Source organism: Ruegeria sp. SCP10 (assembly GCF_040329495.1).
In the GTDB taxonomy this organism is placed as follows: Bacteria; Pseudomonadota; Alphaproteobacteria; order Rhodobacterales; family Rhodobacteraceae; genus Ruegeria.
In genome coordinates this window covers 1-224 of record NZ_JBDZYF010000097.1, presented here as the reverse complement: position 1 = coordinate 224, position 224 = coordinate 1, and the positions used below count along the sequence as shown (strand labels likewise).

General features: G+C 55.4%; 1 pseudogene. It reads left to right on the top strand.

The features are described 5' to 3' along the window. Positions 1-104: 104 nt before the first annotated feature. Positions 105-224, top strand: a pseudogene (locus tag ABLN87_RS22440) (transposase); the annotation flags it as partial.

The window sequence follows — 224 nt, the reverse complement described above, 5'->3', positions numbered from 1 at the left end:
CCACAGCGCCTTGGGATACCGACCACCGGCACCGGAAACAATCGTCCCAATAGACCAAAGGCCAAACATGCACTAACAATCAAACCGAACCAGTCAGATCAGGCTCACCATCAGTCGGTGCAGTTGTCGCACTGACTTTCCGCGCAGCTGTCGATGATCCGGCTCGCTTTCGGTCTTCAAAGAGGGTTGGTCCTTGGGTTGGCCTAACGCCTCCTCGAAACCAA